This is a genomic window from Domibacillus indicus, assembly GCF_023715895.1.
GTDB classification, from domain to species: Bacteria; Bacillota; Bacilli; order Bacillales; family Domibacillaceae; genus Domibacillus; species Domibacillus indicus_A.
In genome coordinates, this window is the sequence record NZ_JAMBOO010000008.1 from 86,897 (window position 1) to 113,810 (window position 26,914).

Annotated in this window: 28 protein-coding genes; 10 read left to right on the plus strand and 18 right to left on the minus strand. The window is 43.8% G+C overall.

Translation table 11 applies throughout. From position 1 onward, the window contains the following. Nucleotides 1-37 precede the first annotated feature (37 nt). Both M3221_RS13890 and M3221_RS13895 read right to left on the minus strand, forming a co-directional pair. Nucleotides 38-577 carry a hypothetical protein gene (locus M3221_RS13890; protein WP_251272352.1) on the minus strand — a complete coding sequence of 180 codons (540 nt, stop codon included), beginning with the start codon at nucleotides 575-577 and terminating at the stop codon, nucleotides 38-40. Nucleotides 578-610: 33 nt separating this feature from the next. Further along, complete coding sequence (locus M3221_RS13895) at nucleotides 611-1,981, minus strand: aldehyde dehydrogenase (RefSeq protein ID WP_251272353.1); 1,371 nt, start codon at nucleotides 1,979-1,981, stop codon at nucleotides 611-613. A 117-nt stretch (nucleotides 1,982-2,098) separates the two neighbouring features. Here M3221_RS13895 and M3221_RS13900 point away from each other — a divergent pair, with 117 nt between their 5' ends. Further along, the gene (locus tag M3221_RS13900) at nucleotides 2,099-2,695 is read left to right on the plus strand and encodes a YitT family protein (protein ID WP_251272354.1); all 597 of its coding nucleotides are present in this window, start codon (nucleotides 2,099-2,101) and stop codon (nucleotides 2,693-2,695) included. A 19-nt stretch (nucleotides 2,696-2,714) separates the two neighbouring features. On the opposite strand, the gene M3221_RS13905 is transcribed toward M3221_RS13900, so the two are convergent. Both M3221_RS13905 and map read right to left on the minus strand, forming a co-directional pair. Beyond that, nucleotides 2,715-3,737, minus strand: coding sequence for a metal ABC transporter solute-binding protein, Zn/Mn family (locus M3221_RS13905; protein ID WP_251272355.1), 1,023 nt, complete (start codon nucleotides 3,735-3,737; stop codon nucleotides 2,715-2,717). Nucleotides 3,738-3,851: 114 nt separating this feature from the next. Then, entirely contained in the window at nucleotides 3,852-4,595 is a 744-nt protein-coding gene (map, locus tag M3221_RS13910; RefSeq protein WP_251272356.1) for a type I methionyl aminopeptidase, read from the minus strand. A gap of 153 nt (nucleotides 4,596-4,748) precedes the next feature. Between map and M3221_RS13915 the strand changes: the two genes are divergently transcribed. Continuing rightward, a complete protein-coding gene (locus tag M3221_RS13915) occupies nucleotides 4,749-5,372 on the plus strand; it encodes an HAD hydrolase-like protein (RefSeq protein ID WP_251272357.1) in 624 nt (207 codons plus the stop codon). A 30-nt stretch (nucleotides 5,373-5,402) separates the two neighbouring features. Here the strand turns inward: M3221_RS13915 and M3221_RS13920 are convergent, their stop codons facing one another. The 5 genes from M3221_RS13920 to parE form a co-directional block, all read right to left on the minus strand. Beyond that, nucleotides 5,403-6,599, minus strand: a complete 1,197-nt coding sequence (locus tag M3221_RS13920) for an MFS transporter (RefSeq protein ID WP_251272358.1) — start codon at nucleotides 6,597-6,599, stop codon at nucleotides 5,403-5,405. Nucleotides 6,600-6,619: 20 nt separating this feature from the next. After that, nucleotides 6,620-7,489: a TetR/AcrR family transcriptional regulator gene (locus M3221_RS13925; protein WP_251272359.1), complete on the minus strand. Its 870-nt coding sequence runs from the start codon at nucleotides 7,487-7,489 to the stop codon at nucleotides 6,620-6,622. A 138-nt stretch (nucleotides 7,490-7,627) separates the two neighbouring features. Next, nucleotides 7,628-8,008, minus strand: a complete 381-nt coding sequence (gene mscL / locus M3221_RS13930) for a large conductance mechanosensitive channel protein MscL (RefSeq protein ID WP_251272360.1) — start codon at nucleotides 8,006-8,008, stop codon at nucleotides 7,628-7,630. A gap of 371 nt (nucleotides 8,009-8,379) precedes the next feature. Then, a complete protein-coding gene (gene parC, locus M3221_RS13935) occupies nucleotides 8,380-10,803 on the minus strand; it encodes a DNA topoisomerase IV subunit A (protein ID WP_251272361.1) in 2,424 nt (807 codons plus the stop codon). A 4-nt stretch (nucleotides 10,804-10,807) separates the two neighbouring features. After that, a complete protein-coding gene (parE, locus tag M3221_RS13940; protein ID WP_251272362.1) occupies nucleotides 10,808-12,784 on the minus strand; it encodes a DNA topoisomerase IV subunit B in 1,977 nt (658 codons plus the stop codon). 233 nt (nucleotides 12,785-13,017) lie between these two features. On the opposite strand from parE, the gene plsY reads away from it, so the two are divergent. Continuing rightward, complete coding sequence (gene plsY / locus M3221_RS13945; protein WP_251272401.1) at nucleotides 13,018-13,620, plus strand: glycerol-3-phosphate 1-O-acyltransferase PlsY; 603 nt, start codon at nucleotides 13,018-13,020, stop codon at nucleotides 13,618-13,620. 118 nt (nucleotides 13,621-13,738) lie between these two features. Further along, nucleotides 13,739-14,047, plus strand: a complete 309-nt coding sequence (locus M3221_RS13950) for a HesB/YadR/YfhF family protein (protein ID WP_251272363.1) — start codon at nucleotides 13,739-13,741, stop codon at nucleotides 14,045-14,047. Here M3221_RS13950 and M3221_RS13955 read toward each other — a convergent pair. Together M3221_RS13955 and M3221_RS13960 are read right to left on the minus strand one after the other, a co-directional pair. Further along, nucleotides 14,037-14,339: a hypothetical protein gene (locus M3221_RS13955; RefSeq protein WP_251272364.1), complete on the minus strand. Its 303-nt coding sequence runs from the start codon at nucleotides 14,337-14,339 to the stop codon at nucleotides 14,037-14,039. The genes M3221_RS13950 and M3221_RS13955 overlap by 11 nt on opposite strands. Beyond that, nucleotides 14,339-14,761 carry an acyl-CoA thioesterase gene (locus M3221_RS13960; RefSeq protein ID WP_251272365.1) on the minus strand — a complete coding sequence of 141 codons (423 nt, stop codon included), beginning with the start codon at nucleotides 14,759-14,761 and terminating at the stop codon, nucleotides 14,339-14,341. Before M3221_RS13960 ends, M3221_RS13955 begins: the two co-directional genes overlap by 1 nt. A 236-nt stretch (nucleotides 14,762-14,997) precedes the next feature. Here M3221_RS13960 and M3221_RS13965 point away from each other — a divergent pair, with 236 nt between their 5' ends. Both M3221_RS13965 and ggt read left to right on the plus strand, forming a co-directional pair. Continuing rightward, nucleotides 14,998-15,387 carry a peptidase dimerization domain-containing protein gene (locus tag M3221_RS13965; RefSeq protein WP_251272366.1) on the plus strand — a complete coding sequence of 130 codons (390 nt, stop codon included), beginning with the start codon at nucleotides 14,998-15,000 and terminating at the stop codon, nucleotides 15,385-15,387. A 78-nt stretch (nucleotides 15,388-15,465) separates the two neighbouring features. Continuing rightward, nucleotides 15,466-17,145, plus strand: a complete 1,680-nt coding sequence (gene ggt / locus M3221_RS13970; RefSeq protein WP_251272367.1) for a gamma-glutamyltransferase — start codon at nucleotides 15,466-15,468, stop codon at nucleotides 17,143-17,145. Between the two features lie 98 nt (nucleotides 17,146-17,243). Here ggt and cobT read toward each other — a convergent pair whose 3' ends face one another. From cobT to M3221_RS13985, 3 genes are all read right to left on the minus strand, one after another. Continuing rightward, the gene (cobT, locus tag M3221_RS13975) at nucleotides 17,244-18,293 is read right to left on the minus strand and encodes a nicotinate-nucleotide--dimethylbenzimidazole phosphoribosyltransferase (RefSeq protein ID WP_251272368.1); all 1,050 of its coding nucleotides are present in this window, start codon (nucleotides 18,291-18,293) and stop codon (nucleotides 17,244-17,246) included. A gap of 154 nt (nucleotides 18,294-18,447) precedes the next feature. Continuing rightward, the gene (acnA, locus tag M3221_RS13980) at nucleotides 18,448-21,174 is read right to left on the minus strand and encodes an aconitate hydratase AcnA (RefSeq protein WP_251272369.1); all 2,727 of its coding nucleotides are present in this window, start codon (nucleotides 21,172-21,174) and stop codon (nucleotides 18,448-18,450) included. A gap of 264 nt (nucleotides 21,175-21,438) precedes the next feature. After that, nucleotides 21,439-21,669: a hypothetical protein gene (locus M3221_RS13985; RefSeq protein ID WP_251272370.1), complete on the minus strand. Its 231-nt coding sequence runs from the start codon at nucleotides 21,667-21,669 to the stop codon at nucleotides 21,439-21,441. A 174-nt stretch (nucleotides 21,670-21,843) separates the two neighbouring features. Between M3221_RS13985 and M3221_RS13990 the strand changes: the two genes are divergently transcribed. Then, the gene (locus M3221_RS13990) at nucleotides 21,844-22,128 is read left to right on the plus strand and encodes a hypothetical protein (RefSeq protein ID WP_251272371.1); all 285 of its coding nucleotides are present in this window, start codon (nucleotides 21,844-21,846) and stop codon (nucleotides 22,126-22,128) included. 383 nt (nucleotides 22,129-22,511) lie between these two features. On the opposite strand, the gene M3221_RS13995 is transcribed toward M3221_RS13990, so the two are convergent. Together M3221_RS13995 and M3221_RS14000 are read right to left on the minus strand one after the other, a co-directional pair. Next, on the minus strand, nucleotides 22,512-22,922 hold the full coding sequence (locus tag M3221_RS13995) for a hypothetical protein (RefSeq protein ID WP_251272372.1): 411 nt from the start codon (nucleotides 22,920-22,922) through the stop codon (nucleotides 22,512-22,514). A gap of 463 nt (nucleotides 22,923-23,385) precedes the next feature. Continuing rightward, nucleotides 23,386-23,544: a hypothetical protein gene (locus M3221_RS14000; protein ID WP_251272373.1), complete on the minus strand. Its 159-nt coding sequence runs from the start codon at nucleotides 23,542-23,544 to the stop codon at nucleotides 23,386-23,388. A 688-nt stretch (nucleotides 23,545-24,232) separates the two neighbouring features. Here M3221_RS14000 and M3221_RS14005 point away from each other — a divergent pair. The 3 genes from M3221_RS14005 (at nucleotide 24,233) to M3221_RS26835 (ending at nucleotide 25,467) form a co-directional block, all read left to right on the plus strand. After that, nucleotides 24,233-24,451: a hypothetical protein gene (locus tag M3221_RS14005; RefSeq protein WP_251272374.1), complete on the plus strand. Its 219-nt coding sequence runs from the start codon at nucleotides 24,233-24,235 to the stop codon at nucleotides 24,449-24,451. 43 nt (nucleotides 24,452-24,494) lie between these two features. Then, complete coding sequence (locus M3221_RS14010) at nucleotides 24,495-24,668, plus strand: hypothetical protein (RefSeq protein ID WP_251272375.1); 174 nt, start codon at nucleotides 24,495-24,497, stop codon at nucleotides 24,666-24,668. Nucleotides 24,669-25,311: 643 nt separating this feature from the next. Continuing rightward, the gene (locus M3221_RS26835; protein WP_396120284.1) at nucleotides 25,312-25,467 is read left to right on the plus strand and encodes a hypothetical protein; all 156 of its coding nucleotides are present in this window, start codon (nucleotides 25,312-25,314) and stop codon (nucleotides 25,465-25,467) included. A gap of 292 nt (nucleotides 25,468-25,759) precedes the next feature. On the opposite strand, the gene M3221_RS14015 is transcribed toward M3221_RS26835, so the two are convergent. Next, on the minus strand, nucleotides 25,760-25,984 hold the full coding sequence (locus M3221_RS14015) for a hypothetical protein (RefSeq protein WP_251272376.1): 225 nt from the start codon (nucleotides 25,982-25,984) through the stop codon (nucleotides 25,760-25,762). Nucleotides 25,985-26,113: 129 nt separating this feature from the next. Next, on the minus strand, nucleotides 26,114-26,713 hold the full coding sequence (locus M3221_RS14020) for a lytic transglycosylase domain-containing protein (protein WP_251272377.1): 600 nt from the start codon (nucleotides 26,711-26,713) through the stop codon (nucleotides 26,114-26,116). Nucleotides 26,714-26,914 lie beyond the last annotated feature (201 nt).

A 26,914-nucleotide genomic window follows, 5' to 3' on the forward strand; every position in this document is an offset into this window, starting at 1 on the left:
TATCATTTGAAACGAACGAACAACTGTCTTTACTATATCATCTTTTTTTAGGCGGTGCAACCGCAATCTTTCCATTTTTCTCAATTTCAAGCATCCTTGCTATCTGTAAAAGATGAGCTGGAATATCCCATTTTATCGTACGGTCCGGGTAGACCCACATGCGAATGATATCAAGCTTATCAAGACCGTTCTCAAGCTTTGATACAACCCATTTCATTCGGTCAAGCCCTGGATTTGCCATAATAAACAAGCTTGGGTTTTCAGCTTCTCCCTGAGCACGAATCAGCTTTTCAATCTGGTCTCCTGTATTGCCCCGTAGCTGGTTATTGTCATAAACCATGCCTTCCTGCTGGCGTTTTCCGCGTGAACCTTTACACTTTATGTAAGCGTACCAGTCCTGTTTAGCGGCGATTAGATCATGGCTCCCGGCTGCGGATTCAAGCTGGACCGTCCATCCTTGAGCCATTAAATGCTCCGTTACGGCTTCAAGCACTTCTTCCTGTGTTAGAACAAATTCATCCGGCACTTTTAATCGTTCAAGACTAATCGGCACACGTCTTCCCCCTTTTCTTTTCATATTACATTCCACCCGCACGCCCGGTTTCCCTTCTCAGCGCAGAATTTTCCGCATAATCTGCACGCGATTTTCATAAGGAGGATACAAAAACGGCATGGAAAGCGACGTTTTTTTGCGCAGAATGCTTTTTTTATGGGAAAAAAGATCGAAGCTTGCTTTTCCATGATAGGCATTCATGCCGGAAGGCCCGACGCCGCCAAACGGAAGATGCGGACTTGATACGTGAAGAAGCGTATCATTGATCGTCGCACCGCCAAACGGAATGGAAGAAACAAGCTTTTCTTCAATTGCTGCCTTCTTTGTAAACGCGTAAAGCGCCAGCGGTTTAGGAAGCTGTTTGACTTTCTTAATAGCCTCATCGAGCTCCGTATAAGCAAGAACAGGCAAAATCGGACCGAATATCTCTTCTTCCATTAATACATCGTCCCACTCTGCTTCAACCACAGCAGGCGCAATAAACAAGTCTTCCCTGTCTGCCGCACCGCCCATAAGAAGGCGCCCGTTTGTCCGCTCGAGCATAGCGTGCAGCCGGTTAAACTGCCGTTCATTGACAATACGCGCAAAATCAGGACTTTCCTGCGGCGCTGCCCCGTAAAAATCATGCACAGCAAGCTGCAGTTCTTCCAAAAAAGCGCCCTTTGCATTTTGATGTACGAGCACATAATCCGGTGCTACACATGTCTGGCCGGCGTTTGTAAATTTCCCCCATGCAATCCGGCGGGCGGCTTGTTTTAAATCAGCTGAATAGTCTACGAAAGCTGGACTTTTGCCGCCGAGCTCCAGTGTAACGGGAATCAGCTGCTTAGCTGCTGCACTCATTACTACTTTTGCCGTTGAGGCACTTCCGGTAAAAAATATATAATCAAAAGGAGCCTCTAGCAAAGCGGCAACCGTTTCTTTTCCGCCTTCCTGGACACCGATAAACCCGGGCTCAAAAAGTTCTTCTAAAAGGCTTTTAATCACAGCAGAGGTGTGCGGGGTGCTTTCGGAAGGCTTGACCACAACGGTATTTCCAGCTGCAACGGCGCCGATCAGCGGTTCAAGAACCAATTGAAACGGATAATTAAACGGGCCGATGATGAGAACACTCCCGTACGGCTCCGGAATAATATAGCTTTCCGCCGGCTGCTGGTATAAAGGAGTAGCGACTTTTTCCGCCGCTGCCCACTCCTTTAGATGATTCTGCATGTATCGAATGCTTTCATATAAGAAGCCGATTTCTGTTGTATACGCTTCAAAGGCACTTTTGCGTAAATCTCGGTGCAGTGCTGCTGAAATCTCGTTTTCATACTTTTTTATCGCTTGCTTTAACTCTGTCAGGCGCTCGATTCGCCAATCGATACTTTGGGTGACGCCTGAATCAAAAAAATCCTTCTGGGCCTGCATCATATCGGCCACATTCATGCTTATCAACCCCTGTATGTATATTTCTTTTAGTTTAACAGTCTCCTATAGGAGCGTCAAAAAACACCTTCAAATTTGGGATAAAGTGCGTTATGATGACACAGAGAGGTGAAGGTTGTGAACATATTGCTTTGGACAGCTGGTGCCGCCATTCAAGCAGCAGCAATGTCGATTTTTTTATTTCCGCACGCCATTTCTTCCGGCGGTGCAGCAGGTATCAGCATTATGATGAATCATGTGCTTCACACTCCCTATGCGGCAACAATCTGGGGAGTGAACGCCATCATGATCGTCCTGGCCTTTAAATGGCTTGGCTTGAAAACAGCGGCCGGCACCATGTATTGTGTGTCGGTTACAGCGACCGTTATTCATTTTTTAACACCGATTTTTATTGTTCCACCCGCAACAATTTGGCTTGATCTTCCGGCCGGCGCCCTTTTGTTTGGAATTGGGCTTGGCATCCTGTTTAAAGCCGGCGCTTCTTCCGGCGGTATGGATATCGCGGCGCTTATTCTGTCAAAATGGCGGAACTGGGCACCAGGACGAACGTTATTTTACATAAACACGCTGATTTTAATTGCAACGGGAATTGTGGTGGATGTTAAAACCATCCTCTATGCGATTGTCTGTCAATGGATCGCATCACGGATGATTGATTTTATTCAATCTGCCGCTTTTCATCCTGTGCAAAAAAAGGCGCTTCCGAAGCAGTAGCTTCAGGAAGCGCCTTTTTTTATTTGTCGTTCATCGCTGTTTTTAACGTTTCAATATTTTGTTTCATAATTGACATATAATCCTGTTTCTGTTCAATATCTTCTTCTGTCAGTGTAGCGAGATTGTGAAGGCGGAGAGAATCTGCTCCAATTTCAGCTTGGATCACCTCAGCAATTTTAGGCGTTACGTTTTGCTCGAAAATCATGTAGTGAATATTATGCTCTTTCGCTGTATCGGCCAAATCTTTCAGCTCTTTTTGTGATGGCTCATCCGTAGACGATAAACCAGCCACACTCAGCTGTTCAATGCCGTATGATTTTTCCCAGTAGCCGTACGCTGCATGAGATACGAGAATTTCCTTATGTGCTGCTGTATCGGCCAGTGTATGGAAATCTTCATCCAGCTGCTCAAGCTCGGCTGCCAGCGCTTCATAGTTTTTTGTATAAAGTGCTTCTTCATTCGGGTTTAGTTCAACCAATTCTTCCTTTACTATTTCGGCCATTTGTTCTGCCAACAGCGGATCCAGCCAGATGTGCGGGTCCACTCCACCGTGGTCATGCCCATCTTCTGATTCATGGCTGTCCTCTGCTGCTTCTTCTGATTCATGATTGTGCTCTTCCGCTGCTTCTTCCGATTCGGCGCTATGTTCTTCTGTCCCATGGTCATGTGCCGAATCAAGATCCACCTGCTCACCTACATTTACCACATGCACATCTTCAGAAGAAAGGGTTTCGGTTACTTTATCTGCAAACGGCTCCAACTGAAGGCCGTTATACAGGAATAAATCAGCTCCAGCGATATCTAATATCGTTTTAGATGTTGGCTCATACGTATGCTCATCTGCTCCTGCAGGCAGCATGCTTTCTACTTTCACCGTATCACCGCCGATGCGCTGGGTAAAATATTGAAGCGGATAAATCGTTGTATAAACCGTCAATGTGTCATCCGCTGCTTTTTTTGTATCCGCTGCTTCGTTTTCTTTATTTCCGCAAGCTGCCAGCATTAAAACCAAGCCAGCTGCCGCTGCTGTCCATTTTTTCACGTGTATATCCTCCAGAATCGAATGTTTCTTTAATAATATAGTAATCATTCCGATTTGTAAACAGTAATTGTTACGATTTAAAAAAGCACCCACCTTTTGGTGAGTGCCTGCTCGTTATTTCGTTAAAATAATCGGTTCGCCTCTTGTGACAATAACCGTATGTTCAATTTGCGCTACCCGGCTTCCGTCTGGTGTTACAAACGTCCATCCATCTCCTGACTCTTTAATCATATCGGCTTTTTCTGAGACGAACGGTTCAAACGCAATCACCATTCCTTCTTTTAAAAGCGCATTATCCCACGGATCAAAATAGTTTAAAATATGATCCGGTGCTTCATGGAGTGATTTGCCGATCCCATGCCCGGTTAAATTTTTAATGACCTCAAATCCATTGCGGCGCGCTTCATTTGCGACTGCTTTCCCAATTTGGTTTTGCTTTGCGCCTGCTTTGATTTTCATTAAGCCGCGCTCAAAAGCCTGCTCTGCCGTTTGGCATAATTTCGTTAAAACAGGATCGCCCTCGCCTACCACAAAGGAAATACCGGTGTCTGCAAAGTAGCCGTCGAGTGACCCGGAAACGTCAATATTTACAAGGTCTCCTTCTTGAATCACACGGCTTCCGGGGATACCGTGGGCCACTTCGTCATTTACACTAATACACGTAAAGCCCGGAAAATCGTATTCCCCTTTTGGCCCTGAAATCGCACCATGCTGCGCAAACAGGCGGCCGCCCAGTTCATCTATTTCTTTTGTAGTCACGCCTGGTTTTGTAAAAGCGCGCATTTCATCGCGAATCGACGCGACGATTTTTCCGATTTTTTGGAGTGCTTGAATATCTTCATCTGTTTTTACAATCATTAAGTCCATTCCTTCACTTTTAATTTTCCATTACTTATTATAGCAGAATGTTAAGAATCTGTTGAAAATATGTATGGATCATGTTTGATGCACCGATGCAATGTTAAACTAATACTATAAGCCGATACCATCCTGACCGAAGGAGTGATTTCGATGACGAAATGCATCATTTTTGATTTTGACGGTACCCTTTCTGATTCTATTCAAATATTTATAAAGGCATACAATGATTTTGCCGAAAAAGAGGGCTATAATCAAGTTTCAATTGAAGAACTTGATGATTTAAAAAAAATGAGTATTCCTGAGCGCTGCCGCCATTTAAATTTCCCAATGCGCAGCATTCCATTTGCGGCTCCAAAGCTGTACCGCTTTATACGTGAATCAAAGGCCTCTCTTCCGCTGTTCCCAGGCATTAAACAAATGCTTGATGAATTAAGCAGCCGTGGCATTCACATTGCGATCATTTCATCTAATGCATCAGATATTATTAACCACTGCTTAAAATCAAATGGGATTCATTACATTCATGATATCTTTTCTTCTAAGTACATCTTCAGTAAAGATAAAATGATCAAAAAATTATTGAAGCAGTACAATTATTCACGGGAAGAGGTTTTTTATGTAGGCGATGAGCAGCGTGATATTGATGCCTGCATGAAAAGCGGACTACGGGCCGTCTGGGCGTCGTGGGGATACGACCATGAATCTCTCATTTCCGGCGAAGCGTCCAAAGCGGCTGTTCCAGACGATATTGTTGATTTTGCGCTGCGGACATAAAAAAAGTGCGGATCTTTAGTCCGCACTTTTTTAATGAACTGAACTTGCGGTGCTCTGCCTTCTCCCTCTTGCCCAGTGGATGCAGATCAGAAGCGTAACACCGATAATGACAGCTCCAAAAATATAAGGAAGCCCCATATTTACGTCAAACAGGGTACCTGCAAGAGCCGGCCCAATCATATTGCCAATGCTCATGTAGGCGTTGTTCATACCGGCTGCAAATCCCTGCTCACTTCCTGCCATTTTTGAAATGGTTGTGTTAATGGATGGGCGCAGCAGGGAAGCAGCGGTAAAAAACACAGCTGAAATAAGTAAAACGGACGAGAAGCCGGTTGCAAATAAAATACCGAGCATCGAAACCGCTGCAACAACAAGCATCGTATTCATGACGCGAACTTCCCCAAATCGTTCCAGCACACGGTCAAGCACAAACGCCTGAACAATCACACCAATCAAGCCGCCGATTACCATTAAAATTGAAATGTCTGACGGGCTAAAGCCAAACTTTTGATCGGTAAATAAGCTGATGGTAGATTGATAATTAGCCAGTCCAAAAGAGAGTGTAAACATCATAACAAGCAAAATAAAATAAGGCTTTTTCAAAGAAAGCGCAAGCTGTTTCACAAGCGGATCCCGTTTTTTTACAATGGCTTGTACATGTTCTTTCGCTGGTTCACTCAAGAAAAAAGTGGAGATCAGCGCTGCCAGTGCCGCTACCGTACCGGCAATCATAAACGGCGCCCGAAGCCCGAATGCTGCCAGGAAACCGCCGACACCCGGTCCCACTACAAATCCAAATGACATGGCCGCTCCAAGGCGCCCCATCCCTTTTGCCCGCGTTTCAACGGTTGTAATATCCGCCACAAATGCCATCATCGACGGAATCATAAAAGCGCCTCCGATACCGCCAATCACACGGGATGCATATAAAAGAGCAAGGTGATTAGAAAACGCGAATAAGAATTGGGCGGCAGAAAACAGCAGAAGACCAAAAATAATCGATTTCTTTCGTCCGTATCGGTCTGATAAGTCTCCAGCCAGCGGTGAGAATAAAAACTGGGCAAACGCAAACGTTGCAATTAAAAATCCAAACGTTTTTCCGCCGGCCCCAAATTCATGAATAATGGTTGGCATGATCGGAATCACCAGGCCAATTCCTGTCATGACGATAAACATATTCATCATTAAAATCAGCAGTGGAAACTGCTGAATATCTTGTCTTGACATGTACATCCTTCTTTCTTGTCTTAATAAATCGTTTTAGGCATTTTGCTGACTGCCTGTTCAAGCTCTTCAGCCATCGCTTTCATATGCGGCAGGCTTTTCAAATTAAAAAGCATCCCTGTTAGAACGGCGGCACGCGGGTTTACTTCAAGTAATTCTTTTTCTAAAAGCGCGATCGAGTCGAGTGCAAAAGAAGCATCCTGTTCCCCTTCCGCCAGGGCTTTCAGTTTTTTAATAAAATAAAGGGGATGAACACTTTCTGCATACAAACCGTCTTCCTTATCAGAACCGGAGGCTTTAAAAAACGGCTCCGGTTTGTTCTGAAGCATCCAAAGAGCTGAGGCGTTCAACTGCTGAAATAAATGCCGGGCAAGGCGGTCAAAATCGTGCTGGACGTCTTGTTCAATAATTTCTCCTAAGTACGATATCATCATTCCCTTTATGGAAGTGTTCAAATCTGGTGCATATGGAATGATTTCTTCTCCGTAGATAGCAGTAATCTGTCCCTCTGTCCGCTTTCTCAACTGAATACTTTCCTGGCGGACAAAATCGTGTAAAGATGAATCTTCAAGGCCGCGTATTTCTTTTAGCTGCATCATAAAAAATTCCTGAAAGGCATAATAATGCCGCGCTCGAATGGCCATCTCTCGGATAAAATGTTCTTCATGGCTGTCTGACTCGTTTTTCGCCGCTGCAATTTGATCGTGCAGCACCTGATAGTAATACTCGAATATATCGGATAACAGTTCTTCTTTTGATTTAAAGTACGTGTATAAACTTCCCTTTGACAGCCCGCATACATCCGCAATCTGCTGCATGGACGTTTGGTGAAAGCTCGTTGTTGAAAAGAGCCTCATCGCCGTCAGCAGGATTTTTCTTTTTTTTCCATTCATTTTCCACACCAACCGAACAGTTTTTTAATTGACCGCGAAGTCAATCTTAACATAGGCTGTCCCAAAACACACGAAAAATGTTTCGTGGAACGAAATAAATATCAAAAAGATACCCGGACGGTTTGTCCGGGTATCGGGTCACTGCCTGCCTGACTTCAGCAAGTCTCGTATTTCCGTTAAAAGCTCTTCTTCTTTTGTTAAAGAAGGCCGTGCTTCTTCTTCTTTTTTTTCTTTTGTATAAAGCTTATTAAATAATTTAATAAACAAAAAAATGGAAAATGAAATAATAACAAAATCCACAACAGTTTGAATGAAAATACCGTATTTCACCTCAGCCTTGCCAAATGTAAAAGACAAGTCTGAAAAGTCGATTCCGCCAACTAAAAGTCCAACAAGCGGCATGATCACATCAGCCACAAGAGAAGAAACAATTTTACCAAAAGCGGCTCCGAGGATCACCCCGACGGCTAAATCCATCACGTTGCCCCGCATCGCAAATGATTTAAATTCCTTCAGCATGGTCCTCCCTCCTTTCTGCTTCACTGTTTTATATCCTGCAAACAGGCATAAAAAACATTTTAGCAGAAAAGGAGCTTATTTTTCAGCAAGATCGTCTTTTTTCATTTTTTCCCTTCTATTCCATCTTTGCTCGGACTTAAAAAGCTTAATAAATAACGTAATAAAAAAAACTGGGACTGCATAAACCAATACATACAGAAAACCGGCCAGCCATTGCATATTCCCGCCCCCTCTGTTGATTGACTTTCAGTTTTTATATTATATAAGGTTTTTCTGTTTTATTGCAATCTGATTTGAATTTTGCACATAATTAAATAAACACATTGAGAAACTTAAAAAGCTTCACGCTGTGAAGGCGTGAAGCTTTTTAGTTAGGCTTCTTCTTTTTCCGTTACAAGAAGCTGTTCTACAGCGCCTTGTTCCTTTTCGTCTACAACAAAGGAACCATTTGAATAACGGTCCACTTTTTTCAAAGTATGGACAGCCACTTTTACATCCGGTCCTTTTTTCGTCCGTACAAAATAGTCCCGGTCTTCATCAAGCTTTGCTGCACCGACAATACGGTGTGGATTTGTTTTCAACTCACGAAGCAGCACGACGCCGCGCTTGGCGCGTGTTGTCTGCTCGAATTGATCGAGCCCGCCCCGTTTTGCCGATCCGCGGTTTGTAACGGCGATAAACGACGTTTCGTCTCCGCTGTCCGATACAATAACCGCAACGGTATAATCTTCGTCTTTTAAGCTGATTCCTTTTACGCCGGCTGCACGCGGTCCAACCACAGGTACTTCTTCTTCTGGAAACCGCAGGCCATAGCCGTAATGCGTAATCATTAAAATTTCACTGCTGCCGTCTGTAAGTGCCGCTGCACACACTTCATCGTCACCCTTGACATTCATAGCCGTCAACGCCCGTGAATAGCGCTGTACGCTCAACTGCGAAAGCTCTGTACGCTTAATCATGCCGTCTTTTGTGGCCAGCAGCACATATCGCTCGGCAGAAAAATCACGTACAGGAAAAGCTGCCACAATTGATTCATCCTTAAAGCCGCTGACCATACCCGATGCATGCTGGCCGGCGTCTTTCCAGCGAATATCCGGCAGCTCGTGTACCGGTAAATACAAGTAGCTGCCTTTATTTGTGAAAACAAGCAGCACATCTGTTGTATTCATTTCGCGCTTAAATAACAGCCCGTCCGATTCTTTCATGGCCGGAAGCCCGCCAGAAGCGGAATAAGAGCGCGTACCGGTCCGTTTAATGTATCCTTCCCGCGTAACAGAAACGATTACATCCTCACTTGGGATCATCGCTTTTTGATCGATTTTAATTTCCTGGATCTCTGCTTCGATCACCGTGCGGCGCTCGGTCGCATAGATTTTCTTCATGTCTTTCAATTCACGCTTAATAACCGATTCAAGCTTTTTCGCACTTCCTAAAATGGCCTCCAGCTGCTTGATTGTTTTTTCAAGCTCAGCCGACTCTTTTTGAAGCGCGGTAATGTCTGTGTTGGTTAAGCGGTAAAGCTGTAATGTCACGATTGCTTCAGCCTGCGGCTCCGTAAATTCAAATTGATCCATCAAGCGGTGTTTCGCATCCTGTTTATCTTTTGAAGAGCGAATGCAGGCAATCACTTCGTCCAAAATAGACAGTGCTTTGATCAGCCCTGCTACGATATGGTGACGGGCTTTTGCTCTCTCTAAATCATAAGCTGACCGGTTGGTTACCACTTCTTTTCTATGTTCAATATAAGCATCCAGCAGGCGGTGCAGTCCCATCAAAACAGGGCGCTTATTGGCGATTGCAACCATGTTAAAGTTATACGAAATCTGCAGGTCCGTCGCTTTAAATAAATAATTTAAAATCAGCTCTGCATCTGCTTCTTTTTTCAAATCAATCACGACCCGCAATCCGGTACGGTCGGTCTCATCCCGAACCTCGGCGATACTGTCGAGCTTTCGGTCGATGCGTAAATCATCCATTTTCTTTACAAGTGATGCTTTGTTTACTTCATATGGTATTTCTGTAATGACAATCCGCTGACGTCCTCCACGCATATCTTCAATTTCCGTTTTGGCGCGGACAATGATTTTTCCTTTTCCGGTTTTATACGCTTTTTCAATGCCGTCTACACCTTGAATGATCCCGCCGGTTGGAAAATCCGGACCCGGAAGAACAGTCATTAACTCCTCCACTGTGCAATCCGGTTTTTCCATACGCATAATAACAGCGTCAATCACTTCATCAAGGCGGTGAGGAGGAATTTCCGTGGCATATCCTGCTGAGATCCCTGTTGATCCATTCACAAGCAGATTTGGAAATCTTGCCGGCAGCACAACCGGCTCATTGGTTGTTTCATCGAAGTTCGGAATAAAATCAACGGTTCTTTTTTCAATATCTGTCAGCAATTCACCGGCAATCGCTGACAGTCTAGTTTCTGTATACCGCATCGCCGCAGGCGGATCCCCATCGACTGATCCGTTGTTGCCATGCATTTCAATGAGCGGTGTCCGCATTTTCCAGTTTTGACTCAAGCGGACCATTGCATCATACACCGATGTATCACCATGAGGGTGGTAATTACCGATTACGTTCCCGACCGTTTTGGCGGCTTTCCGGAACGGCTTTTGGTGTGTATTCCCCTCTGTATGCATAGAAAACAAAATACGGCGCTGTACCGGTTTGAGTCCATCCCGTGCATCCGGAAGCGCCCGTTCTTGAATAATGTATTTACTATACCGCCCGAATCGGTCGCCAATGACGTCCTCAAGCGGCAAATCTTGAATGTGTTCACTTTCCAATTCGTTATTCCTCCCTGTTGCCAGCCAGCTGCTCATTTTCTAAAAGCGCGGCTTCCTCTTCCAATCCGAACGCGACATTGGATTCGATCCATTTTCTGCGCGGCTCTACTTTATCCCCCATCAAGACGGTTACGCGACGCTCCGCCCGTGCGGCATCATCAATGGTCACCCGGATCAGCGTTCTTGTTTCAGGGTTCATCGTTGTTTCCCATAGCTGGTCGGCATTCATCTCACCAAGACCCTTGTAACGTTGAATGGTGGTTCCTTTGCCCATTTTTTTGAGCAGCGCATCGAGTTCACGCTCAGTCCACACATATTCTGTTACTTCTTTTTTTCCAGTTCCTTTTGATACTTTAAAAAGCGGCGGCATCGCAATGTACACTTTACCGCTATCAATGAGCGGCTTCATATACCGGTAGAAAAACGTAAGCAGCAGCACTTGGATATGAGCGCCGTCCGTATCGGCGTCTGTCATTATCACGACTTTATCATAATTGGCATCATCTACAGCAAAGTCCGGGCCAACACCGGCGCCGATTGCATGAATAATAGTATTGATTTCTTCGTTTTTAAAAATATCTGCGAGTTTTGCTTTTTCTGTGTTAATGACTTTTCCGCGAAGCGGCAGCACTGCTTGAAACTTGCGGTCGCGTCCTTGCTTTGCAGAGCCGCCGGCCGAGTCTCCTTCAACCAGGTACAGCTCATTACGCTCTGGATTGCGCGACTGGGCCGGCGTCAGCTTTCCGGACAGCACCGATTCCCCTTTTTTGCGCTTTTTGCCGTTCCGGGCATCTTCCCGGGCTTTGCGGGCAGCTTCTCTCGCTTGCGCCGCTTTGATTGCTTTTTTGATCAGAAGCGCACTTACATCCTGGTTTTCTTCAAGAAAATACAGCATTTTTTCAGATACGACTTGATCGACTGCCGAGCGGGCTTCCCCGGTTCCAAGCTTTCCTTTTGTCTGCCCTTCAAACTGGAGAAGATGCTCAGGGACGCGCACCGATACGATGGCCGTCAGCCCTTCTCGAATATCCGTTCCTTCAAGGTTTTTATCTTTTTCCTTCAGCAGACCATTCTTACGCGCATATTCATTAAATGTACGCGTCATAGCTGCCCGTGCACCCGCTTCATGTGTACCGCCGTCTTTCGTGCGCACATTGTTGACAAACGACAGCACATTCTCAGAAAAACCATCGTTAAATTGAAAAGCGAATTCTGCTTCGATCTCGTTCTGTGTTCCTTCAAACGATACAACTGGATGAAGCGCATCTTTTTCTTCATTTAAGTATTTAACAAACTCTTCAATCCCGTTCTCAAAAAAGTATTCTTCTTTTTGTTCACGGTCTTTTCGCTTGTCTTCTAACGTAATTTTCAAGCCTTTTAACAAAAATGCTGACTCTCTTAACCGTTCGCTCAGCGTGTCAAATTGAAAAACGGTCGTTGAAAAAATCGTTTCATCCGGCTTGAAATGAATTTGTGTACCGGTTGATTTTGCTTTCCCTTTTTTCTCAAGTGTTGTAACTGGATGGCCGCCTTTTTCAAAACGCTGCTCAAATTGAAAGCCGTCCCGCCAAATTGTAACCGTGAGCGACTCAGACAGGGCATTGACAACAGAAGCCCCTACCCCATGCAGGCCGCCGCTTGTTTTATAGCCGCCTTGTCCAAATTTTCCGCCTGCGTGAAGCACGGTTAAAATCACTTCCGTTGTCGGCTTGCCCGTGCGGTGCATGCCCGTTGGCATTCCGCGCCCGTAGTCACGCACACTGATTGAATTGTCTTTATGGATCGTAACGTTAATCTCGGTTCCATGTCCGCCAAGCGCTTCATCAACCGAGTTGTCAACGATTTCATACACCAAATGGTGAAGCCCACGGCTGTCTGTCGACCCTATATACATTCCAGGGCGCTTTCGAACCGCTTCAAGTCCCTCAAGAACCTGGATGGAGTCTTCATTGTAAGTTGATTGTTTTGTTGCATCCGCCATGAACTAAATCTCCTCTCTTTCCAACACCCGTACATAAAACGTATGTTCTTAACTATCATATCATAAAAAGCGGCCGTTCACCAATCTCTTTGCTGATTCCGTTTTAAAGAGTACGTTACTTTTCCTCGAGAATCAACCGAAATAATTTTACCGCCGCCGTAACCCTCGTGGTAAAATGAATGAGAATGTCATGCACATGATTATACAACACAAAAAGGGAGAATGAGAAATTGATTCCAGCACTTGTACTTGTTATCGCCTACTTACTGGGCTCGATTCCTTCTGGTTTAATTGCGGGAAAAGCATTTTTCGGCATAGATATACGGGAGCATGGAAGCGGGAATTTGGGCGCAACCAATTCGTTTCGCGTTCTCGGAAAAAAAGCCGGCGCTTTTGTGACAGCGGCAGATATTTTAAAAGGAACAGCCGCTGCCTCTATTCCGATTATGTTTGATGATACAGGGGTTCATGCCCTTTTAGCCGGCCTTGCCGCAGTGATCGGACACATCTTTCCCGTATTTGCCGGATTTCGCGGCGGCAAAGCAGTCGCCACATCAGCGGGTGTGCTCCTTGCGTACGAACCGCTTTTTTTCCTGCTCTTAATCGCGATCTTTTTAGTTGTTCTGCTGACCACAAAGTATGTGTCTGTCGCATCCGTAACCGCTGCTCTAGCTGCCTTTATTTATGCGGTCGTCCACACTTTTTATACGCAGGACATCCCATTTTTAGCGGTTGTGACCGCTCTGGCTTTTTTCGTTGTTTACCGGCACCGGGCAAACATGACACGCCTTCGTAATGGGACAGAGCCTAAAATTCCATTAGGCGGGCGCAAATAAAAAACGGCTTGACTGTTGAAGTCAAGCCGTTTTTTGCGGAAATAATTCAAAAACAGCGAACTATTTTGAGTCCTTCTCTTTCCATGCTACACTATGAAAAAAGAATGGAGTGGTAACAGTGAACATCGATATAACAAACGAAGCCTTAAATTGGTTTAAGGAAGAAATGCAGGCGGCAGAGGGAGATACCGTCCGCTTTTATGTACGGTACGGCGGCTCAAGCCCTCTTCATGAAGGGTTCTCACTTGGCATGACAAAAGACGAGCCACTTGAACCAGCCGTAACCGTTTCTCATGAAGGTGTGACCTATTTTGTTGAAGAAAAAGATGTCTGGTACTTTGACGGCCACCATTTAAAAGTCACTTATGATGAAAAGCTGCAGGAGCCTGCTTTTGAGTACATAAAAGATTCCGCTGCTAAAGATTAAATCGTTTAATATGGTCAAACAGTTTTTCATTTTTTAAGACAACCAGCTGCTTTTCGCCAAGCAGATCGAAATGAGGCCGGGATGGATTTCGCATATCGATCCATTCCGGTTTTAACCCGTACTTTCTTCCCCACTCCGCCAATTTCTCAGCATCGGTACAGCCTGCTTTTGTTACGGTCCGGCAATCCGGGAACCGATCATCCTTCCAATAGTGGGTTAAAAAGGCCACTTTGCCCCGTGCAATCTCCTCTTTCCAATTTTCCACTTCTTCCCGCTTCACTCCGAATGCCATTATTTTTCCTTCTTTTCTTTTTCATACACTTCATGCCACTCGGGAAAAGCTTTTTTAAATTTGACCGGGCGGAATGTTTCCTTGTCTACGACGGTATGTACGCTTGAGCCGGTTACACAAACGTCGCCTGCTTCGTTCACAATTTCGTAGCCGTATGTCGTGCGGATGCCTGTATGTGATTGGATCCATGTTCGAACAAGCGCCCTCTCTCCGTAACGAAACGGCCGCTTATAGGAAAGCTGGATATCGGTTACCGGGGAAACAAATCCCGCTCTTTCCATATCAGCATAATGAAAGCCTAAATCTTTAATGAGCTGGGTTCGTCCAATTTCAAACCAAACAACATACTGGCCATGATACACAACCTGCATGGCATCAGTTTCTGCATATCGGACTTCTACTTGTGCTTCTGAAATAAACAAAATCAAAACTCCTTTAACAAAATCAAATTCTTTACCTATTTTACCATGTTTTGAACGGGCGTTTATTCATTTTGCTTTTATGGGTACAGACAAAGAACACGTAAACAAGTTCTTCTGCGTCATACAGTGTTTAAATCCTGTTTAACGGCGATGAAGAGATCCACCCTCCCTTCCTCCCAAGTCTTGACTAAAGACGCGGCGGAAGGGAAAAGATACAGCCTGACAGCGGGATGCAGGTGTCCTGGCAAAGCATCGGCCGTTTTCATATGCATGTTTCCAGTAAAAGTGACCATGCCGGCGTCGAGCCCGAGCTTGCCCGGAGTGCTATTGAAGAAATCGCTCGTAAAGTGATTAAGGCCCAGCAGTTAGGCGATCATTCAAATGGGCCGTCTGTCGATATCGGATTAATCGAAGGCAGAACGTCTGCCCATGAAAAAATGATGGCTTCCGTCCGGCTTTTAAAAGAAGCAAAAGAAACCAGCAGGCATATTGTACTGGACATTCACGATGAGTATACAGGCAGCGCCTCAGACGCTTTTTTACTGCAGACAAGGGCACTCCAGCAACCGATGGAATGGAGCCTGTCGGTGAATTTTCACATAGTGAAACCGATGAGTATCCCTTGACCGATTCACTGGTAGAGCGGACTGTTTTACTTGTATAAACGATTGAACGATTATCTCAAACTGACGGAGGATAACCCTATGACAATAGATCACATTTGGAAAAATCAACGAAATCATGCGCACAAGCAGCGCGCTCACGGATCGAAAGGAATGACAGCGAGCGCCACTGAAGAATCGTCCCTTATTGGTGCAGATGTGTTAGCGAAAGGCGGGAACGCCATGGATGCCCTGGTGGCTATGCAGTTCGCTTTGGCCGTATCTGAACCGTTTAACACAGGGCTTGCAGCCAGCGGCTTTATTCTTTATTACGATGCCGAAACAAAAAAAACGTCCGTTGTAAACGGACACTCGATTTCACCGAAAAGAGCGCATAAAAATGTTTTTGTAGATGAGCACCAGGATGTGATTCCATTTTTAAAGCGCTCCACCCCTGGTACGGCTGTAGCGGTTCCCGGCCTTTTAAGGGGAATAGAAAAAGCGTTGAATGAATTTGGAACCATGTCCTGGCAGGATGTAATTGCCCCAGCCATTGATTTGTCCGAAAAAGGAGTTCGTGTGAATTTAACCTGGAATACAGGGCTGCAGCGCTTCAGCGACCGGCTTGGGGAGAAAGCGAAAGACTTTTTTTATCCAAACGGCGTGCCGCTTACTGAAGGGGAAATTGTCGTGAACGAAGACTTAACGAAAACACTTAAAATTCTGCAAAATCATGGGGCAGATGCTTTTTACAAAGGAGAAATTGCCGATAAAATTGTCCAAACCGTTCAAGAGTTTGACGGTTTTATGGAAAAAGACGACTTGGCCGCTTATGAAGCAACTGTGTCTGAAGCGATCACCGGCACTTATAAGGATTATACGGTTACAGTTCCTGCTCCGCCAAATGGAGGCGGCTTTGCTCTTCTTTATATGCTCAAACTGCTTGAAAAGCTGGATATCGGCCAATATGGCCTTCGTTCGTGGGAAAAATATTATCTTCTTGCTGAAGTAATGCGCATTATGACGGCTGATAAGCTTGCGTTTATGGGTGATCCTGCTTTTTACGATATCCCGTTAAAGGGTCTGTTAACAGAGGAATATTTAGAGGAGCGATTGAAGCTGGTAAACTTTAAATTCCGGAATGAAGACGTAACAGAAGGCAATCCGTGGCCGTATGATGAAAAAAAACCTCATGATAAAAACGCCAGTACAACAGATCCTGGACCCGATACCACTCACTTTATAGCTGTAGATGAAAAAGGTAACATCGCTGCCTGTACCTCTTCGTTAGAGCACTTCTTCGGCTCTGGTATTATGGTGCCCGGCTGCGGATTTTTATTAAATAATGATATGACTGATTTTGATCCGGATCCAGCCGGTTTAAATTCCGTTGAACCTGGCAAATATCCGGTCAGCATGAAGACGCCGACGATTGTTTTTAAGGATGGCGAACCGATTTTAACACTTGGCTCACCCGGCGGGCCAACCATTCCAGCATCCGTTTTACAGACGATGATCCATGTGCTTGATTTTGGGCTTGATTTAAAAGAAGCGATTGAAGAACCCCGCATCTATAACGGCACAGGACCGCTTATTTGGCAGGAAGAAGGCATCCCGGAAGAAGCAAAACAGACGCTTGAGAGCATGAACTATCAGTTTGATTCCATTGCGCTGTCTATAGGAAACGTTCAAGCAATTTTACTAAACCCCAAGACGGGTGAACGTATTGGCGGCAGTGATTCCTCTCGTCCAGGAATTCCCGCTTCCCAGGACCCTGAATAAAAAAATTTCCGGCGTATCAGCCGGAAATTTTTTTGTGGCAAGAAAACAGCTGAAAAACCGCTAAGCGCAGCCGGTTTGCACAATACCGTTTTGCTTATCTATACTTGTCCGGCTACCTGGGCAGATTCAAATGTAGCCATTTCCTTAAGCATTAAAACCGCTGATTGAAGAATCGGAAAAGCAACAGCGGCACCTGACCCTTCTCCCAGTCTCATTTGAAAATCAAGAAGCGGTTCTTTTCCTAATAATTCAAGAATAGCGGAATGGCCGGGTTCAACCGAGCGGTGAGCCATGATCATATAATCCTTTACATTGTTTGATATTTTCGATGCAGCAAGTGCCGCCGTCGCTGCAATAAAACCATCTACAAGAATCGGCGTTCTATTCGCTGCGGAAGCAAGCATTGCCCCTGTCATACCGCAGATCTCCAATCCTCCTACTTTCGCTAATACGTCAATTGGATCTTCTGCATTCGGCTTTCTTCTTTCAAGTGCCAGGCGGATCACCTGTTTTTTATGTTCTCTTTCGTTCTCTTTAATTCCGGTGCCTGCACCTGTCAGCTTTTCGATGCTGATCCCGCTGAGCGCGGCGGTAACCGCACTGCTTGCGGTCGTATTACCGATCCCCATCTCTCCAAGGATCAGACATTTAACGCCGCCGCGAATCATTGCTACTGCCTGCTGATAGCCTGTTTCGATTGCTTTGACCGCTTCATCCCGGCTCATCGCGTTTTCGTTTAAAAAGTTAGCTGTGCCGTATTTAATCTTCTTGTTTACCAGCTTCTCCTCTTTCATATCTCCTGCTATTCCGATATCCACTACACACATTTTGGCTCCAATGGATTTACTGAAAACATTGATAGCCGCTCCCCCGTTTAAAAAATTGCGTACCATTTGCCTCGTCACTTCCTGCGGAAAAGCAGACACCCCTTCAGATACGACTCCATGATCGGCAGCAAATACAATCACACCCGGCGGTGAAACAACAGGAAATGATTCTCCCGTCATTTTAGCCAGCTCAACAGCCAGTTCTTCCAGCCTGCCGAGGCTGTTTTTCGGTTTGGTCAGCGTATCTGCATACTGCTGAGCCAATTCTCCCGCTCTTTCGTCCAGGCTTGGTATATGTATAGCCATTATCTTGCTTTCCATCAATCCAAAAACATCCTTTCTCCTTTTTATCTGCATACAGCTCCAACAAAAATCCGCTAGCAGCTGGAAACAGCATTGCCACATTTATTTTACAATGTATGGTGGAGACCAATAAAAAAGCCGGCTCCTGATTGGAACCGGCTGCATTCAAATATTAGTTGCCTGCTTTAACACTTTGCAATTTGCCGCGAAGGACCATCTGCAAAATACCGCCATGACGGTAGTAGTCAACATCTACTTCAGAATCAAAACGAACAAGCGCTTCAAATTCTGTTTTCTTGCCTTCTTTATTTATAGCAGTTACTTTAACGATTTCGCGTGGTTTTACACTGTCTGTAATCGCCACTTCGAATGTTTCTTCTCCTGTTAAGCCAAGAGTATCAGCATTCTCGCCTTTTTTGAATTGAAGCGGAAGCACACCCATCATGACAAGGTTGGAACGGTGAATACGCTCATAGCTTTCTGCGATAACTGTTTTTACGCCAAGAAGGTTTGTACCTTTTGCTGCCCAGTCACGTGAAGAGCCCATGCCGTAGTCTTTGCCTGCCAATACAACAAGGCCTGTTCCCTGCTCCTGATACTTCATGCAAGCATCATAAATCGGCATTACTTCGCCTGTCGGCCAGAATGTTGTGTATCCGCCTTCTGTGCCTGGTGCAATCTGGTTGCGAATACGGATGTTCGCAAATGTACCGCGCATCATGACTTCGTGGTTTCCACGGCGTGAACCGTAAGAGTTGAAGTTGCGAGGCTCTACGCCTTTTTCACGCAAGTATTTGCCTGCTGGTGTATCTTTGCCGATTGCACCTGCTGGTGAAATGTGGTCTGTCGTAACCGAGTCACCGAATTTACCCATCACGCGAAGGCCAGCAAGTGCCTGGATCGGCTCTGGATTTGGTGAAAGATTTTCAAAGAATGTTGGATTCGCAATGTATGTGGATTCAGAATCCCAGCTGTAAAGAGCATCATCGTTCGTTTGGATTTGATTCCATTTTGCATTGCTGTTAAATACTTGATCGTATTCTTTGCGGAACAATTCAGGTGTTACAGTGCGTTGTACCGCTTCTTTTACTTCTGCTGTACCCGGCCAAATGTCTTTAAAGAATACATCTTGTCCGTCTTTTCCTTTGCCAATCGGATCTTTTTGAAGATCGATGTTTACGTTGCCTGCAAGCGCATAAGCCACAACAAGCGGCGGAGACGCAAGGTAGTTTCCTTTTACAAGCGGATGAATACGTCCTTCAAAGTTACGGTTTCCTGAAAGAACAGACGTGACAAGAAGGTCGGAATCAATAATCGCTTTTTCAATTTCTTCTTTCATTGGACCTGAGTTTCCGATACATGTTGTGCAGCCATAGCCGACAACGTTGAAGCCGATTTTCTCCATGTATGGAAGAAGTCCGGAATCACGCAGGTAGCCTGTTACAACTTTTGAACCTGGCGCCAATGAAGTTTTTACATACTTCGGCACTTCAAGACCAAGTTCAACCGCTTTTTTCGCAACTAGACCTGCTGCCAGAAGAACATATGGGTTTGATGTATTTGTACAAGATGTGATCGCTGCAATACCGATCGCCCCTGTTTTCATTTCTGCTGTTGTGCCATCTGCAAATGTAACGGTTGCTGTACGGTCAAGCTCTTCTTTAGTTAAGCCAAAACCGTGGTTGCCTTGCGGCGCACTTACAGCTTCCTGGAATGATTTTTGCATTTGAGAAAGCGGAATTAAGTCCTGCGGACGTTTTGGTCCAGACAAGTTTGGCTCAATTTGGGCCAAGTCTAGCTCTACTACTTGTGTGTAAACAGGATCTTCGCTCGCTGGCGTAAAGAACATGTCGTTTTCTTTCAAGTACTGCTCAACGACTTGAATGTGTGCTTCATCACGTCCAGTTAAACGCATGTAATCAAGCGCTTCTGAATCCACTGGGAAGAATCCGCATGTTGCACCGTATTCTGGAGCCATGTTTGCAATCGTTGCACGATCCGCAAGCGGAAGCGTAGCAACACCTGCACCGAAGAATTCAACGAACTTACCAACTACGCCTGTTTGACGAAGCACTTGTGTTACTTTTAGTGCAAGGTCTGTCGCTGTAGCGCCGTCTGGAAGCTCACCTGTTAGTTTTACACCTACAACCTCAGGAATTGGGAAGTAAGATGGCTGTCCAAGCATACCTGCTTCTGCTTCAATTCCTCCAACGCCCCAGCCAAGTACACCGATACCATTGATCATCGTTGTATGCGAGTCAGTTCCAACCAATGAATCAGGGTATGTTTCAAATTCACCGTTTTCTCCTTCTACTGCATGAACAACGCTTGCGAGGTACTCAAGGTTTACCTGGTGGACGATACCAGTTGCCGGCGGAACCGCACGATAGTTATCAAATGCTTTTTGAGCCCAGCTTAAAAACTCATAACGTTCTGCGTTACGATCAAACTCAAGCTCCATATTGCGCTCAAGTGCTTCTTGTGTACCGTAAGCATCTACTTGAACAGAGTGGTCGATAACAAGATCAACTGGAATCTCAGGATTGATCACTTGTGGATCGCCGCCGATATCTGCCATTGCTTTACGAAGAGATGCCAGGTCAACAACAACCGGTACACCTGTAAAGTCCTGCAGGATAACACGGGATGGCTTAAATGGAACTTCTGCTTCTGCATCCGCATCTGCGCCCCATTTAGCCAGGTTTTCAACATGTTCTTTTGTAATGACATAACCATCAAATTGACGAAGAACAGATTCAAGTAATACTTTAATTGAGTAAGGAAGACGGGATACGTTTCCGATACCTGCTTCCTGAAGTGCTGCCAGACGGTAGTAGTTATAGCGCTTACCGTTTAAGTCAAAGCTCGCACGGGCGTTAAAAACATCAGTAGTCGCCATTTTGGTTCCCCCTCTTAACTAGTTGAATATGTACTAAAACGATTGGAAAATAAATTTTTTATTTTTTCTAATTTTCCACCCCTTTTATCTTAGTACATTCATTAACATAAGTAAATAAAAAGAAATTTATTGCTTCCGATAAGAAAAACAAATCACTTAAAAAATGACTTTTGCCTTGTCTTTTTAAAGTATCCCCTATCCAGCCGCGTTTTTTCAAGAAACAAATAGTCATATTCCCAGTCGGGCTCGGGCACATACATATGCTTAAAATTCATTCCCTAAATGATGCTCAGTACCCAACGCTGATGGTCTGCATTCGCTGTCCGGTCGAGTGTTTACACATTGTTTTGCTTTTTTATTTTCCAAAATCATTCCCGGAGTTTTTAGTTTGAACTTATCAATCTCATACAGTTTGCATGTATAATGAGGCCGGGCAAGCTCTTCTGCCAGCTTTTCACCTTCTACATTAATCTTTCTGGGAAAAACGAAAAACATGTGCCATCATCCCTGTTTCTCCCGCTTCATTTAACATATCACTATTACCCCATTTTTGTTTGGTTAAACTGGCAGCTGTTTCTAAATACCGCGTTTTGAAAAACGGGTCTGCGGGTAAAATTAGTTATACGCAGGCGCCCAAGCGGCAGCTTCTGTAAGAAGGAGGATTTTCGTATGTATACTAGCAATGTAAATAAAAAACAAAAAAGCGGCGGACTTGGCTATCTTTTAGTAGGGGCAGGAGCAGCAGTATGGTGGCTGTCCAAAGAAGAAAATCGTTCCAAATTAGACAGCTTGATTTCCCAGGCGAAGCAAAAGTTAAGCAGCTCTCCGTCTTCTAACGAGTCATCTCCGATTCAAAAAGCAGGCGATTCACACTCAATTGACGTCCCTGATCATAAAATGGTTGGAGAAGGATCCCAATTTGCTGTTGATTACTACAACAAAAAACAAAAATGAGCTGTTTAATTTGTTTCATTTCAATGAAAAGAGTTGATTTGCCAACGTTCCTACGAGGGTAGATTATTTTTTGCTTTGTAGTCTCTCCCACTGTTCCCCCAGTACTTCCGGGGAACAGTGGGGGAGACTTTAAATTTAGGGCAGACGCTCTAAAAAGGTTCTTATCTGAGACCCTTTTATTTTTCTTCTATGGATCTCTTGACCAACCTTCGCGGCTTTTTAATGTACCAAGTTTTAAATCATGCTTTTCCGCTAATGCAGCAAGCGTGATTTGATTGTTTTCCATTCTGATCTGATATCATCCCAATTCGCCACTTCACATCACCACTTGTTTTTAGGCAAAGAAAAAAGCATCCCGCAGGCTGCTTCCTTCCACTCTGTATTCAGCTAATTACTTCCTCGAAAACTACTTTTAGATATTCATCAAACTTATGTTCATTAAAGAATCCACCTTCGTGACATACCCAATTACCTTCGGATACTAAGGGAGATATAATATCAATTCGCTGTCGGTCTTCCCCAATAATCTTAAAAACCTCAATAGAGTTTTTATCTCTTTTGAACCCAAGAACATGCCCTTGGATTCTTATTTCCGAGAAAAGTTCATCTTCTGGATAATCACTATATACTTGGATATCTCCATAAGTTGCTGGTATAAAGTCCTCTACGCTTTCACCAAACTTTTCGACGCGATCATTGATAAAAGATACAGCACGATCTGTTAACTCTTTTCTTTTTACATCATTTGCATACTGATCTCTTAAACTCGCTACGAATCGACTTTCAAAACTCATACAAACACCTCCCCTAGTTTATTATCATTATTTCGACAAAAGGAGATATTTTCCTGCATTAAACATATCTGATTCGGTGAAATGGCTGATCAGGCGAGGTGATCTCTTGGAAACAAAACAGGAGATCGATTTAAGCGTGGTTTACAACATTAAAGTATCCTGGTATTAAAAGCGGCCTTTGCGACAACGCTTATTTTAAGAGTTCCATCAAAATATGGCCTTTCTTTGAATCCCTAACTGTGGCGTGAAGAAACTGATTAAACCCGGCCAACTGGCAGGGTTTAATTATAGCTGCAATTTTATTGAGTCAATCACATCCTTCGTTAACTATCGCACCCTCTAGTTAACGAAAAATAATTACATTTATTTTCACATAAAATGTAATGGAATAAAAAAGAGTAACCGGTGCAGGCTGCTTCATGATGAAAATAGCTTTATAGCTTTTTAAAAAGGCATTTTACACTTATCTCTCATAAAATTCTCTTTCCATCATTTTCAGCTTTCTTTTCATCTCTCGAATATCTTCTTTCATCTCTCGAAGATCATCTTCCATCCGTTTAAGCTCGTCTTCCATCCGTTCACGCCGACTTCTCCGGTCGCGGTTACTGCAGTTAGAGCACATATCATAATACTCTCCTTTCATTTTTTATTGTCTTACACCATTAGAATATGAAAAAATGCTAGACGTGCTTGGGAGATTATCCACAATTTAAGTTGTAAGTAAAAGAAAAAAGAGGACTGACTAAAAACTTGCAAAGATCGCATTTAAGCACAAAAGAGATTTAGTCCTAAAAATCAAATACCGAAAAGCAAACTGGGCTTCCCTTCACTTCTGCATGCCGGCTTTTATGCTTGAAAAACGGTTGGCCGCCAGTAAAGCTGTAGCGGCCATTTAATGTTGAGTATGCTTTCTCGGAAGAGCGTCTTGCTCTATGGGAGATTCCTCAATCGATTCGTCTTCAGACTACAGTAACTTTGCCTGATCTATATCTTTATAATCAATAGTGCCGTTTCATCCTAAGAAACATAACAGCTTGGTACTCTATCTCCGTTCGGAAATGAAAACTTTGACGATAGAGGTGTATTGCTTCAGACAAATAATTCACCATAATTTATATGAACTAATTAAGTATACCTCCGAATAATAGAGTGCTGTTTTTAAACCGGAAAGATACCTAACAAAGATTAAATTTGCAAACAGTGGTAATATTAAGATTAAGGATTCATCCTATAGGCAAAATTTCTAAAAGTGGCTTGGAAGAAAGGTGTCACCTTTTGTCTAAAAATAGATTTAAAAGGAGCGTTTGTAAATGAAAACAATGACTAAACTCACTTTCGCCAATAGCCAAAAAGAGCTGGATCATAAAATTGAACTAATTACACAAGACCATGAACAACGAAATCCTGAATGCAATGTTCAGATTTCTTACTTAGACCCGGAATTAGATGATATCCATTTTTTAAAGAACCAAACCACACAATTATTAATTGGAATACGAATAGTTGAAAAAGCAGATGACAATAAATAAGCAGTATTAAACATGTTTATTTTGAAAAAAGAGGTGTAAAAGTATGGCAAGCAAAAACAAGTATAATACTGGAGAAACAGTGAAAATAAAAATAACAGATGAATTAGTAACCATAAATAAATGGCATTATGTACAAAACATGAAGCAATACTCTTATACCGTAAAAGAGCATCCATTAACTTTTTATTTCGAAGATGAATTTTACTGTCATAACTAAATTAATCAATGCGGTTGGTCAAATCACAGCTAAGTCGACTCTAGCAAAGAAACATTCAGGAACATGCATTGAGCCTTGAAAAAAGGATCCAGACGGCGTGAAAAAAAGCCACCTAGCTTATGATAATAAATATGAACGTGATAAAAGCCGTTACTTTTGTGATAGAAGTTAAAAATTTCTTTCTCAACCAGCCTGTCCCTTTTTAAGACAGGTTTTTTATTTTACACTATAAAGGAACGTATATTCTAAAAACTTTATTTGTCCGCAAACCCAATCCACTTCAGACAATTTGAGGACGTGACCGAGAACCCCCTTATCCCCTCAGAATTGCGTCTGTTTCTGGTCGGAGCTAGAGGCCCAAGAGAGAACATAACTAACTATATTCTACCCCTCCTCCCGGGTTATACAGGGATCCATAGAGGACAGGCTCCAGGTCTTACATGGAATGACGTTGATGTAAAGAACAAAAATAGTCCATATAAAACGGACAAGAGATACGTACGGGTCTCGTCCACCCAAAACAAAAAATAGTTATCGGACTGTTTTGATAGATGATATTGTTTTTCAGCAGCTGGAAAAGTATAAAAGATGGTGTAAAGAAACGAAGCTAAAAAATGGGACATGATTAATAGACGATGATTATATTTTTATCTCTCACCAAGGTGGTACTCCAACCGGACCTGTGACCGTTTTATACTCTTTTGAACGGCTGCATCAACAAACGGGTGTAAAGCGAATTACCCCACACGGGTTACGTCATACTCACGCGCCGATCTTAATAGCCAGAAAGTGCCGGTAAACGTCATAGCTGCTCGTTTAGGGAATACGCCCGAAATGATCCTCTCTACTTACACTGTTCATCATACCTGCAGTCTGTTTTCATGATGGCTGCTCCTTATGGGCAAATCAAAAAAGGGCATAAACAGGACACTGTTTCGCGTCTGTTTAGTGCCCTCTGCTTTTACAAGGCGGCAATTAAAAAACGTGTTTAATGTACTTCAAGCTTAAACCGTTCATCCTTTGCTTCATTGTGCCCTTCCTTAAATAACGGCGGTGTGTTTGAAGAAGACTTTGAGGATTTTATCCCATTTTCAGATAAGGTGTCTAATATTTTTTGAATATCCTCTTTCGTGGCAGGAGCCTTGCCTGGTTTTACGGTAATTGAAAATAAGCAGTTCCCTGGATTTAGGAAACCACATTTGAATTTTCATAAGCAAAACAATCCCTATAACAAATAAAGTACCGCCATAAAGCGCCTGCCATTCTGTTTTTAATGCTACCGGACGGATGATGGCCGTACCAGCTGCAATCCTCATAACAGCTTCTGCAACGGTCATAGGCGATGATTTTGAGATTTACTGCTTTTTCAGGCCCATTAAACAAAGCATTGATCGCCAAAACAAGCAAATAAGAACAGCAAAAAGCCGCCGGAAATCCGGCGGCTTTTACTGTTCTCTTTTTGTGTATTCGCCAACATAATATAAAATGTCAGATACATACTGGTCACTTTGATTATAAGCGAAGATCGCCCGTTTCATATCACCATCGGCAGCACCGTTTTCACTTAAATAATGGGCAGCACTGTAGATTGCATCTTCCACATTGAAAGGATCTGCTTTCCCATCTCCATTGGCGTCCACCCCGTATCCGCCATATTTTGCAATGACAGCCGGGTCTGTTTTTTCCTCTTCCGGGATATTACCCTTACCGAGGCCGCTGCAAGTCGGGTGCTCCCATCCTACAAACGTGCACGGCATAAACTGCATCGGACCTTCCGCGCCTGCTGGAGAAATCATTGGATCCATCGTTGAAAATTTTGTTTCTACACGGTGGTGAGCAGCAAGAAGCTCCCACGGAATTCCATACTCTTCAGCTGCCGCTTTATAGATCGGCATGTACTCTTCTGGAATCGACTTAGACTGCAGAAATTTCGGCGCTTTGTCTGTTATTGAAAAAACGGCCATTAAGAGAAAAGCGGCCAGCAAGAATGGAATCGCCAAACAGCCATACGCCCGTTTTTTCAATCTTCTTCTTTTTTTTGCCATGATCGTTAAACTCCTTAAATGCTCTTGCTTAACTCATCATAGAAAAGACCGAACAAAACTTCAAGCAAAAACAAATCTCTCTTCTATGAAGAAGAGAGATTTGTTTTTCTTTATAAGTTCAGAAGACACCCATCTATTTTCCTTATTCCTGCAGCCTTTCTTCCACCAAACGGAATGATCATTTCATTTCTCCGCTGCATT